The 11,458-nt window shown below is 68.8% G+C and carries 13 protein-coding genes; 9 read left to right on the forward strand and 4 right to left on the reverse strand.

The genetic code is table 11. From position 1 onward, the window contains the following. Positions 1 to 2: 2 nt before the first annotated feature. From FOH10_RS06675 to FOH10_RS35195, 3 genes are all read right to left on the reverse strand, one after another. Complete coding sequence (locus tag FOH10_RS06675) at positions 3 to 1,244, reverse strand: serine hydrolase domain-containing protein (protein WP_143980057.1); 1,242 nt, start codon at positions 1,242 to 1,244, stop codon at positions 3 to 5. 87 nt (positions 1,245 to 1,331) lie between these two features. Next, positions 1,332 to 1,598 carry a helix-hairpin-helix domain-containing protein gene (locus tag FOH10_RS35190; RefSeq protein WP_244961722.1) on the reverse strand — a complete coding sequence of 89 codons (267 nt, stop codon included), beginning with the start codon at positions 1,596 to 1,598 and terminating at the stop codon, positions 1,332 to 1,334. 12 nt (positions 1,599 to 1,610) lie between these two features. Next, positions 1,611 to 1,871, reverse strand: a complete 261-nt coding sequence (locus FOH10_RS35195) for a hypothetical protein (RefSeq protein ID WP_221937935.1) — start codon at positions 1,869 to 1,871, stop codon at positions 1,611 to 1,613. Positions 1,872 to 2,088: 217 nt separating this feature from the next. Here FOH10_RS35195 and FOH10_RS06685 point away from each other — a divergent pair, with 217 nt between their 5' ends. From FOH10_RS06685 to FOH10_RS06700, 5 genes are all read left to right on the forward strand, one after another. Further along, on the forward strand, positions 2,089 to 3,891 hold the full coding sequence (locus FOH10_RS06685) for a cutinase family protein (protein ID WP_143983900.1): 1,803 nt from the start codon (positions 2,089 to 2,091) through the stop codon (positions 3,889 to 3,891). 114 nt (positions 3,892 to 4,005) lie between these two features. After that, a complete protein-coding gene (locus tag FOH10_RS35470) occupies positions 4,006 to 4,413 on the forward strand; it encodes a 1-acyl-sn-glycerol-3-phosphate acyltransferase (protein WP_244961724.1) in 408 nt (135 codons plus the stop codon). After that, positions 4,413 to 4,841, forward strand: coding sequence for a hypothetical protein (locus tag FOH10_RS35475; RefSeq protein ID WP_244961726.1), 429 nt, complete (start codon positions 4,413 to 4,415; stop codon positions 4,839 to 4,841). The genes FOH10_RS35470 and FOH10_RS35475 overlap by 1 nt, the downstream gene beginning before the upstream one ends. A 47-nt stretch (positions 4,842 to 4,888) precedes the next feature. Then, positions 4,889 to 5,362 (forward strand): MarR family winged helix-turn-helix transcriptional regulator, encoded by a 474-nt coding sequence (locus FOH10_RS06695; protein WP_039811768.1) that lies wholly within the window; start codon positions 4,889 to 4,891, stop codon positions 5,360 to 5,362. Next, complete coding sequence (locus FOH10_RS06700) at positions 5,359 to 5,736, forward strand: DUF5313 family protein (protein ID WP_186000742.1); 378 nt, start codon at positions 5,359 to 5,361, stop codon at positions 5,734 to 5,736. The genes FOH10_RS06695 and FOH10_RS06700 overlap by 4 nt, the downstream gene beginning before the upstream one ends. A 10-nt stretch (positions 5,737 to 5,746) precedes the next feature. Here FOH10_RS06700 and FOH10_RS06705 read toward each other — a convergent pair whose 3' ends face one another. Further along, positions 5,747 to 6,505, reverse strand: a complete 759-nt coding sequence (locus FOH10_RS06705) for an amidohydrolase family protein (protein WP_221938014.1) — start codon at positions 6,503 to 6,505, stop codon at positions 5,747 to 5,749. Between the two features lie 254 nt (positions 6,506 to 6,759). Here FOH10_RS06705 and FOH10_RS06710 point away from each other — a divergent pair, with 254 nt between their 5' ends. From FOH10_RS06710 to FOH10_RS06725, 4 genes are all read left to right on the forward strand, one after another. Further along, entirely contained in the window at positions 6,760 to 7,692 is a 933-nt protein-coding gene (locus FOH10_RS06710) for a LysR family transcriptional regulator (RefSeq protein ID WP_143980059.1), read from the forward strand. Between the two features lie 87 nt (positions 7,693 to 7,779). Continuing rightward, a complete protein-coding gene (locus tag FOH10_RS06715; RefSeq protein ID WP_143980060.1) occupies positions 7,780 to 9,441 on the forward strand; it encodes an AMP-dependent synthetase/ligase in 1,662 nt (553 codons plus the stop codon). 140 nt (positions 9,442 to 9,581) lie between these two features. After that, on the forward strand, positions 9,582 to 10,835 hold the full coding sequence (locus FOH10_RS06720; protein WP_143980061.1) for an NAD(P)/FAD-dependent oxidoreductase: 1,254 nt from the start codon (positions 9,582 to 9,584) through the stop codon (positions 10,833 to 10,835). Next, on the forward strand, positions 10,832 to 11,431 hold the full coding sequence (locus FOH10_RS06725) for an SGNH/GDSL hydrolase family protein (RefSeq protein WP_029932641.1): 600 nt from the start codon (positions 10,832 to 10,834) through the stop codon (positions 11,429 to 11,431). The genes FOH10_RS06720 and FOH10_RS06725 overlap by 4 nt, the downstream gene beginning before the upstream one ends. Positions 11,432 to 11,458: the final 27 nt, after the last annotated feature.

Raw genomic sequence — 11,458 nt, forward strand, 5'->3', positions numbered from 1 at the left:
CGTCACGCCACGTGGGTGGCCGCGTCGGCGGCGGCCGCGGTGGCCACGCTGCCGCGGGCTCCCGCCAGGATCGCGGGAATCAGCCAGGCCAGCAGGGTCATATCCGCGGAGACCCAGCCGACGGACATGCGGTTGTGCACGAAGCCGATGGAGATGCCCGAGGCCGGATCCGCCCAGCCGCCGGAGCCGAACGCACCGAGGTGGCCGTATCCGCGCGGGGCCCGCGGGGACGGGAAGATGTGGTAGCCGAGATGCCAACACGGCACGATGAGGGTGCGATCCGGCTGGATGGTCTGCACGATCTCCAGGGTGCGCACGGTGTCGTGCGACAGGTAGCGCTCCCCGTCGACCATGCCGTCGCAGGCGAGGGCGCTGTACATCTTGGCGAGCCCGTCGGCGGTGCAGACGGCATTGCCCGCGGGCAGCTGCGTGGTCAGAATCGGCGGCTCATCGCCGGCGAACGCGGCTTCCAGGCCCGGGAAGTAGATCGACCGCAGCGGGGCGCGGAAGGGGCCGGGCAGGCGGGCGGCCAGGCTGGCGGTGGGGCGCGCATATGCGCTCTCGCACAGCGCTTTCGCCGAGCCGACCAGATCCGCGGTGATGGTGGGCGCGTCGGCGGGCGGTCGGCCGAGGTGGATGCCGTCCACGCCGAGCGGCTCGGCGACCTCGGTGCGGTACAGCTCCGCCATGGACAGGCCCGTGACGGCGCGGGCCACTCCGGCCAGTATCCAGCCCTGGGTGAGCGCGTGGTAGATCGGCTTGCCGCGCAAGCGATCCGGGGCGGCCGCGGCCAGCCGCCGTTCCATGAGTTCGTGGTCGAGGATCTCCTCCCAGGTGTTCGCCGGGAGTGCGGACAGTCCGGACCGGTGTGTCATCACGTCACGAATGGTGATGTCGCCCTTGCCGTTCGCGCCGAACTCGGGCCAGTACTCGGCGATCGGGGCGTGATAGTCGATGAGCCCTCGATCGGCCAGTCGGTGCATGACGGTGGCGGTGACGCCCTTCGACGCCGAGTACACCATCGCACCGGTGTCGCGGGTCCACGGTGTCCCCCCGGCGTCGGCCGAACCCGCCCAGATGTTCAGCACCGGCGCACCGCGGTGGTACACGGCGAGCCCCGCGCCGTTGCCTCGCTTGCCCGCGAACATTCGTGCGAAAAGCCTTGCGGCGGAGGCATACCCGGCAGCGGCGCGGCCTTCCACTCCGGCGGGGAGTTCGACCTCGGATCGGAGATGTGCGTCCATGTGTCAACGGTAGCGGCAAGACCACACGGTGGACAAGGATTGTCTGAGACAGTTATCGTCTCGAGCTCTACGCCCGGAACCGCGCGATCAGGTGAGCGTGCGTCCGGTCGCGGCGAGCGTCTCGTCCAGAATGCGCACGGCCTTCGGTCCGACGCCGTGCAGAGCCGACAGTTCGGCGCGGCCCATGGCCGCGACCTGATCGAGGGTGGTGACCCCCGCCGAGACCAGTGCTCGGGTAGCCGGCCCGCCGATGGCCTTCGGAAGATCTCCCACCGTGCCGGGGGTGGCCCGATCCGCCTCGGCGGCTCGGGCGGCCAGCCGCGTCGGCGCGGCCGACAGCCAGGCTCGGCGCACCCAGTGGTTGAGCTACTGGCCATTGATGTCGGCCAGCCGAATTCGGACGCCCACCGGTGTGGCGGCCCGGACCCACCGCTCGGCGGTGGGGTGCGCGGCCAGTACCTCCTCGGCGTCGGACGGGGTCAACAGGAGTTCCACCAGTCCATCGGCGGTTGCTATGGCGAACCGTATGTCGTCGACCGCGAATGCGATCGCTCGCGCACCGGCGTCCTGCTCGACGGTTTCGGGGAGCGACAAGGCGGTCTTGCGGAGCTGCGCGCGAGAGGTCATGGCTTCACCATGGCATGCGGTGTGCCACCGGACGCGCGGTCGCCACACGGGCAGGTCGAATCACTGTGACCTGAAGCACATTCGGTGCGCCGCGGAATTGCGGTCGGTTAGCGATCCGTAACGTTCCCGTGCCCCGCGACGACGTCTCCGGTGACATACGGCCCGTCCGGGGAGGGCCTTCCGTGTGCTCATCGGTACTGGAATGGGGATCAAGGGCATGGCCTTCGGTGATTTCTTCGTGCGGCACCGCACCGCGTCCGCGGCCGCGGCGCTGACGACATTGGGTGTGGCGGCCGCCGCCGCGGTGATCTGGGCTCCGGAATCGGAGCCGCCCGTGGTGGATACACAGCTCAGGTCGTCGGTGACCGAATGCCACGACATGGTGACCATTTCGGTGGCCGGTCGTGGCGACACGCCGAAGGAGGGCACCACCGCGCTGCTGGTGGACGCCAACGGGAACCCGCTGCCCGCCGCGCTGTCGGGTGATCACAAGAGCGAATGGCTCGACCCGGTGGTCAACGCGCCGTCCGATGATGTCGGGCAGGGCTCGTACGCCGCCGTGTACATCGCGTATCCGGCGAATATGGCCACCTACGAGGACGCCGTCAACACCGGTGTGGCCAATACCGAACAGGTGATGGGCGAGATCTCGGCGGCCTGCCCGGACACCAAATTCTCCATCGTGGGCTACAGCGAGGGCGCCGACGTGGTGCGCCGCGTCGCCATGAAGATCGGCAACGAGGAATCCGGCGTCAATCCGGACGATGTGCTCGGCGTGGTCATCCTCGCCGACTCCGGGCGGCAGGCGGGTGAGGGCCCCTTCATCGGCGCCGAGGATCCGTTCAGCAATCCCGACGGATTCGACCGCAAGTACCAGAACGGCGCCAACCCGATCTCCGGGCAGGGCGCGCTACCGGGAACCAGCGGCGATTTCGGCAAACTCAACGGCAAGATCGCCTCGTTCTGCTCCGAGGGCGACCTAACCTGCGCCGCACCGCAGAACATCTCGCTGCTGCAACTGGTGGTCAATGTGGGCCGGCAGGTCAATGCCGATCAGCTCGAACGTGAGGGGCTCACCCCCGCGACCGGACAGGATGTCGCGGTGGTGCTCGGCCGCATCGCCATGACCGCCTTCTCCGATATCGCGTCGCAGCCGAACTGGATGGCCAGCGACGAAACCTTCCTGGAAGTGCTGTTGCGGGTGTCGGATCCGGCCTACAAGCCGGGTGAGCACCGGGCGCCCGCGCAGGCGGAGAACGTCGCCGCCGAGGGCCTCTCGCCGCTGGCCTATCTGCCGCAGAAGATCTTCAACGAGATCGTCGGTCTGATCGTGACCAACCAGAACACCATCCCGGTGATCCTCAGCGATCCGTACAACCTGACGCTCGGCCCCAATGGCAGCGGACACCACTTCGACTACTGGCGCGACGCCAAGCCCGAGGACGGCAAGGAGCTGACCTCCGCCGAGTACGCGGCGGCGTGGCTGACCGAACTGGCCAAGAAGGCGCAGGCGGGTGAGCCGGTCGAGCGGAAGGCCGAGCCGCTGCCCGCGGTGCAGGGGTACACCAACTCGGTGCAGGCGGCGGCGAGCAAGACGACGTCGACGACGAAGGCTACGAGTTCCACCACCGGTACGACGGTGTCGAAGAGTGGGGTGACGTCGTCGACGACGACTCCGTCCACGACACCGGCCGAGTCGTCCACGACCTCGCCCGAGTCCACCACGACTGCGCCCGAGTCCACCACGACTGCGCCCGAGTCGACCACGACCTCGCCCGAATCGTCTACGACCTCGCCGGAATCGTCCACCACCGCGCCGTCGACGTCGGTCGCGCCGTCGACCACCGCGACCACGTCGGCCGAGTCGACTACCGCGAACGCGCCGATCGCGAAGGAGTCGGAGGTTCCGACGACCGTGCCGTCGTCCACGACCACCGCGCCGTCGTCGACCACAACCACAACCACGTCCACGTCCACGACCACGACCACGACCACGTCGAGTGTGACGCCGACGCCCTAGGTCTCGCGGTTCTCGTTGTCGAAACCCGGTGCTCGCGCACCGGGTTTCGATTGTGTGCGGACGGGCACGTCTGTGGTGATGAACGCATGGTGGACCCGATCGCCGATCGACACGGTGAGCAGCTGGGTGCGCGGGCTGGTGCCGGAGGCCGATCTCGGCGACCGCGACCCCGAGTTCATCTCGCGCACGGTCGATCTCGGCTGGCGGCTGGTGCGGGTGTATTTCCGGGCGGAGGTGCGCGGCATCGAGCGGGTGCCCGCGACCGGGCCGGTGCTGTTGGTGGGCAATCACACCGGCGGCATCACCGCACCGGAGGTGCCGATCACGGCGCTGGCGTTCTTCCGGCACTTCGGAGCGGAGCGGCCGTTCTATCAGCTGGCCCACGACCTGCTGGTCACCCTGCCCGGCGTGGGCGACGTCGCGCGCAGGTACGGAACCCTCGCGGCCGCACCGGACAACGCGCGCACGGCACTGCGGACGGGCGCGGCGGTGCTGGTGTATCCGGCGGCGACTGGGAGGTGATGCGGCCCACGGCGGAGTCGGACCGCATCGACTTCGCGGGCCGCACGGGTTTCGTGCGGCTGGCGCTCGAGGAAGGGGTGCCGATCGTTCCGGTGGTGACCATCGGCGGTCAGGAGACCCTGTTCATCCTCACCCGTGGCGACCGCATCGCCCGCTTCCTGCGGCTGGACCGGTTGCTGCGGGTGAAGGTGTTCCCGATCTCGCTCGCGCTGCCGTGGGGCGTCAATATCAGCGACGCCCTCGGGCACATCCCGCTGCCCGCCAAGATCGTGGTGGATTTCCGCGAACCCATCGACCTGCCGGACGAACTCGCGAAGGGCGGCCACGAGGCCGACGACCTGGCCGCCGCCTACGACATCGTCACCGGCGTCATGCAGCGCGGACTCTCCGCGCTCGCCGACGAGCGGGAGCTGCCCGTGCTGGGCTGACGGGCATTAGTTTGTGCATTAACTATTAGCGCGTTAAGCTCACGACCGTGAGTGGACGCGACGCACCGGACGATCCCCTGCGCCTCGATCGGCAGGTGTGTTTCGCGCTGGCGGTCGCCAACCGCTCCGTGCTCGCGGTGTACCGGCCGCTGCTGGAACCGCTGGGGCTCACCCACCCGCAGTATCTGGTGATGCTGGCGCTGTGGGGTGAGTCGCCGATGTCGGTGAAGGCCATCGCCGAGGCCATCGAACTGGATTCGGCCACTCTCTCGCCGCTGCTGAAACGGCTCGAGACGGCCGGATTGATCACCCGCCGCCGCGATCGCCGCGACGAGCGGACGCTGCTGGTCGACCTGACCGAGCGGGGGCGGGCCATGCGGCGCGAGGCGGAGCGGATTCCGCCCGCCGTGGTGGAGCGACTGGGGGTGAGCCTGGCGGATCTCGAACAGTTGCGCGACGTGCTCACCCGCGTGAACAAGGCCGCGCGGCGAGCGGCACCGATGCACAGGGAGAACATGTGAGCGCCAGCAAGCCGAATCTCGTTCAACGCGTGCGCTATATCTGCGGTGCGACGCTGCCGCCCGATATGCGGGACTGGGTGCTCGCGGATCTGACCGGTCCAGGGGCGGCGCGCCGCTACCTGCTGCGCTTCCTGATTCCGGTGCTGCCGGTGCTCTGCCTGTTCCTGCTGGTGCCGGGACCGCTGTGGATCGGCCTGTCCATGATGGCGCTGCTGTATCTGCCGCTGGTGTACTTCACCATCGCGCTCATGTACGTGTACCGCCGCCACCGGCTGCTCAAGCACGGCCTGGACCCGGAGCTCGCCGATATCGGCGAACGCCGGCGCCAGGCCGCCGAGCGCGCGGCCTACGAGGCACGACACGGGCGCGGCTGACCCGCGCGGTCTACTCCGGCAGTCCGAACACCCGTCGGGCGTTGCCGGACAGGAACAGCTCCCGGGCCTCCGTGTCGAGGCCGAGGTCGTCGAGCCCGGCCAGGGCGTGCTCGGGGGTGATCATCGGGAAGTTGGTCCCGAACAGCACCTTCCGGCGGCCGTGTCCGCGCAGGTACCGCACCAGCTCCTCGGGGTAGCGGCGCGCGGTGTAGGCGGAGGTGTCGATGTACACGTTCGGATACTTGGTGGCCAGCGCGATCATCTCGGTGGTCCACGGATAGCCGATATGCCCGCCCACGATGGTGAGTTCGGGAAACTCCAGCGCCACATCGTCGAGATAGGGGATGGGGCGGCCGGTTTCGGAGGCGCGCAGCGGGCCGGTGTGCCCGACCTGTGTGCAGAACGGAATGCCCAGCTCCACACAGGTGGCGTAGAGCGGATAGTAGCGACGGTCGTTGGGCGGCAGGCCCCACAGCCACGGCACCACGCGCAGCGCCCGCAGGCCCAGTTCGGTGACCGCCCGGCGCAGTTCCCGCACCGCCGCCATGGGCCGCCGCAGATCCACCGACGCGACGCCGATCAGCCGCCCCTGCGACGCCGCCGCGAACTCGGCCACCTCGTCATTGGAGACGAGTACGCCCTCGGGTGCGTACCAGGCGCTGATCAGGGCGACATCCACGCTACCGGCCGCCATGGCGGCCACGGTCGCCGAGACCGGCAGCGGTTCGGTCGGCAGCGGGGCGCCCCAGCGCCGCAGTGAATCGAACATGTCGTGCTGGATGAGTCGTGGTGTGGGGTGCTGCGCCCACACGTCGATGATCGCCACCGTGGTTCTCCTCGTCTTTCCGCAGGTGTAGCGGCTGTTCGGCGGTACACGCCCGCACTTCCTCACTAGCACAGAGGTTCTCGCTACAAGTGAGATTCACTGTTCGGCAAGCCGGATGGTGATGTCTGTGCGGCCGTGATTCATCGGCTGTTACCTGCTCCGGCTACCGTGACGGGTACTCGGAAGGAGTCGGCGTCATGGAATTCCGACATCTCGTTTCGTTCATCACGATCGCCGAAGAGTTGCACTTCGGCCGCGCGGCGCAGCGCCTGCATCTGACCCAGCCAAGTCTCAGCGCCCAGCTGCAGAAGCTGGAGAAATCCCTCGGAGTCCAACTGGTGGCCCGCAACTCGCACGAGGTGCGGCTCACCGCGGCGGGCCGGGAGTTCGAACTCCAGGCCCGCCAGATCGTCGCCCAGCTCGATCGGGCCGCGCAGGTGGCGAAGGCGACCGCCGAGGGCCGCGCGGGCACCCTCGCCATCGGCTACAACCTGCCCGCCAGCCGACACGTGCTGCCGGACGCGCTGACCCGGATGACCGAACGGCACCCCGATATCGTGGTGTCGCTGTGGGAGAAGCGCACCGGACCGCAGCTGGCCGCACTGGCGGACGGTTCGCTCGACCTCGCCCTCGTCTACGGCCACCCGTCCACCGCCGAGTTCCGGTATCGGCGGCTGCTGCACCGGGTGCCGCTGGTGGCGGTGGTGGGCCGTCGGCACCGCTGGGCCGACCGGCCGAGTGTGCCGTTCGCCGAACTCCAGGGGCAGGAGTGCGTGCTCTTCGCGCGCGAACAGTGTCCCGCCATGTACGACTCCATCTTCCGGGCGGCCGCGCAGAATCGGATTTCGCTCACCGTCTCGCATACCGCCGACGATCCGGGCGCCACCGCCCATATGGTGTCGGTGCGCCCGTTCGTGGGCTTCGCCTCGCTGCCCCGGGCGATTTCGATGGGAATGGGTGCGCCCGGCAGTGCGTCGGTCGCGGTGAAATTGTCGGATCCGGTGCCGACCCTGGATCTGTACGCGGTATGGCGGGCCGCGGAAACGAATCCGGCGGTCTCGCTGTTTCTCGATTGCATGGAATCCGCGGAACCGGCACAGCTCGATGATGCCCAGGCGCTGTCGGCCTGAGCGGTTCGATAGGAGATGACACTCGCACGGTAGGAACCGCGGTATCGACGGCGACGAGAATCATTGTCGCCGTGAAGAATTCAACTCGTGAACACAGTGTTTTTCACCCCGGACGGATTCGACCCACCCGATACCGCGAGTCTGTACACGATCGTCTCCGAGGCGGCGCGGCGCGATCCGGAACGGGATTCGCTGTGCGGCGCCGACGGCACCCAACTCACCCGCGCCGAACTCGACACCCGTGTGCGGGCACTGGCCTCGGCGCTGCTGGAGCGGGAGGTGGCGGCCGGTGACCGGCTGGCCGTGCTGGGCCGCACCGGGCTGGAGTGGGCGCTGCTCAACTGCGCGGCGCTGGCCGTCGGCGCGGTGGTGGTGCCGGTGTACCCGACCTCCTCGCCCGCCCAGATCGAGCACATCCTGCGCGACAGCGGCAGTGCGCATTTCGCCGCCGAGACCGGCGCGGACGCCGACCGGCTGGCGGCCGCGGGCGCGGGGGAGGTGTGGACCTTCGACGAGGTCGCGGTGTGGGCCAAGGGTGCGGCGAGCCCGGAACTGGATGCCCGGATCGAGCGGGTGCGCGCCGACGACCTCGCCATGATCGTCTACACCAGCGGCACCACCGGGCTGTCCAAGGGCTGCATGATCACCCACCGCAATATGACGGTGACGGCCGCGAACACGGTGCGCCAGACCGGCGGCATCTTCGACGGCACCACCGTGCTGGCCCTGCCGCTGTCGCACGTTTTCGGCCAGACCATCCTGTTCGCCTGCCTGTACGGCGGCAGCCGGACCCACCTGCTGCCGAGCGTGCCTGACCTGGTGCCGGCGCTGGCGCGGCTGCGGCCGACCTTCCTGGCCCTGATTCCCTACGCGTTGGAGAAGATTCGCAAGCACTGCCGGGCGTTGCTCACCGACGACGAGGAGCGCGCGGCGGTGGAGCGCGGGGTGCGGCTGCTCACGGCCGGTGGCGCGCCCGCTCCGGTGGCGCATCCGGTGGCGGACGCCTTCGGCGGACGGCTGCGCTACGTCATCTCCGGCGGCGCGTCCCTGGACGAGTCCACGGCCGGGTTCTACGCGGGCTTCGGCGTGGTGATCCTCAACTGCTACGGGCTGACCGAGGCGGCGACCGCGGTGACGGTGAGCGCACCGGAGAGCAATCGGCTCGGCACCGTGGGCCGTCCCATCCCGGGCACCGGTGTGGGGATCGCCGCGGACGGCGAGGTGCTGGTGAGCGGCCCGCACGTCTCGCCCGGCTACTGGGGTGCGGCTGCCGACCAGCGTCCCGTGGACGCCGACGGCTGGTTGCACACCGGCGACATCGGCGAACTCGACGACGGCTACCTGCGCATCACCGGCCGCAAGAAGGAGATCCTGGTGACCTCCGGCGGGAAGAATGTCGCGCCGACCCCGCTGGAGGACCGGGTGCGGCTGCACCCGCTGGTGAGCAACTGCATGGTGGTGGGGGAGGGCAGGCCCTTCATCACCGCCTTGGTGACGCTGGACGCCCAGCGCGTGGACCAGTGGCGCGCGGACCGTCCGGGACAGGATCCGGCGACGGCCGTGCAGGATGCCGTGGACGAGGCGAATTCACTGGTGTCCAGGGCCGAATCCATTCGGGCTTTCCGCATTGTCGACGGTGATTTCACCGTGGACAACGGTCTGCTCACCTCGTCTCAGAAACTGCGCCGCGAGGCCATTTCGGTCGCATTCGCCGCGGATATCGATCAGCTGTATATGTCGCGCGGGTGACATCGCGCGAAATTCCACTCACTTCCCGCCGACGATAGCCGGGACCGATCGGCCGATGAATTGCTTTGTCCCACTGTAGTTCCGCATGAATTCGGCCGCAGACTCGAATACGACATTCGACCACCGAAAGTGATGCGATCATGTACGACGTCATTGTTGTCGGAACTCGCGTGGCGGGTGCGCCACTGGCCATGCTGCTGGCTCGCAAGGGATTCCGGGTGCTGGCCGTGGACCGGGCCACCTTCCCCAGCGACACCCCCTCCACCCACTACGTCCACCAGGCCGGGCTGAGCCTGCTGAAGACCTGGGGTCTGCTGGATCGGGTGACCGCGACCGGCTGCCCGCCCATTCGCCACCTGAACTTCACCTACACCGATATCGTCATCAACGGTATGGCCGATCCGTCGGCCGACGGCATCGACGCCGTGTACTGCCCGCGCCGCACGGTGCTGGACAAGGTTCTGGTCGACGCCGCCGGTGCGGCCGGGGCCGAACTGATCGAGGGCTTCACCGTCACCGGGCTGCTGCGCGACGGCGACCGGGTCGCCGGTATCCGCGGCCGGGTGGGCGACGGTGCCGAGCAGGAGTTCCGGGCTGCGCTGGTGATCGGCGCGGACGGCGCGAACTCGATCGTGGCCAAGGAGGTCGGCGCACCGGTCTACGAGGGCTCCCCGGCCGCTTGCTTCATCTACTACTCGTACTACGAGGGCGTGGACTGGGGCATGCACCACCGCACCGGATTCGGTGAGCAGCAGTTCGCGGCCTGGCCCACCAATGACGAGTTGTCGCTGGTGGCGGTCATGCGCAAGCGGGACCGGTTCCGTGAGTTCCGCGCCGATCCGGACGCCGGCGTGCAGGAGATCGTCGAGCAGATCGACCCGGAGATCGGTGCGCGCCTGCGGGATTCGGGCCGACGCGTGGAGCCCTTCCGGCCCATGCTGTACCCGGACAACTACCGCCGCCAGTCCTACGGACCCGGCTGGGCGCTGGTCGGCGACGCCGGATACCACAAGGATCCGTTCACCGGCTGGGGCATCACCGACGCCTTCAAGTACGCGCAGCTGCTGGCCGACCTGGTCGGCGAAAGCCTCTCCGGCGAGCGGCCTTTCGAGGAGACCATGCCGGAGTACCAGCGGGAGCGCGACGCCCAGAGCGCCAGCACCTACGAGCTGACCCAGAGCATCTCCGAGCTGACGCTGACCCCGTACTACGACTCGGTGTTCCGCGCCGCCAGCATGAGCCCGGACTATTCGAAGAAGTTCTTCGGCCTGATCGCGGGCCTGTACCCGCCGGACAAGTTCTTCGGTGAGCAGGAGCTGACCGAGCTGTACGAGCTGGTCGACTTCCCCGAGCACGCGCGGCATCTGACCAATACGCCCGAGGCGGCGCTATGACCAGCCTGACCGCGGTCGGGGACAGTTTCGTGGAGGGACGCGGCGATCCGGCCGCGTCCGGGGGATACCGGGGCTGGGTGGTCCGGCTCGGCGGGCAATTGGGACTGCGGCCCAGCATGATTCGCAACCTGGGTACGCACGGTGCCACCACCGGTGATGTGGTGCGTACCCAGCTGCCGTCGGCGGCGGCGTCCAACGCGCCGCTGTACGGGGTCGTGGTCGGCGTCAACGATCTCGTCAGTGATTACGACCCGGATCGTTTCGAGGACAATCTGGCCGAGATTCTGGGCACGCTGACGCGCGGCGGCGCCACGGTGTTCACCGCCGACTACCCGGATATTCCGGCGCGCCTGCCGGTTCCGGAGAGCTTCCGCGCACTGTTGCGCGAACGATTCCACGTCGCCAATGACGCGGTGCGACGGGTGGCCGCGGCGACCGGCACGCTGGTGCTGCCGATCGCCGAGGACACCGAATGGGCCCGCCCGCAGGTGTGGACCGAGGACGGCCTGCACCCGAGCCCACTGGGCCACCGCCTGTTCGCCGCCGGTGCGGCCGAACTCATCGCATCGAGCACCGCCTCCATCGTCGCCGCCTGAGCGGCGGATCAGCCCCGGTTCGAGAGG

The organism is Nocardia otitidiscaviarum, assembly GCF_007362295.1.
In the GTDB taxonomy this organism is placed as follows: domain Bacteria; phylum Actinomycetota; class Actinomycetes; order Mycobacteriales; family Mycobacteriaceae; genus Nocardia; species Nocardia otitidiscaviarum.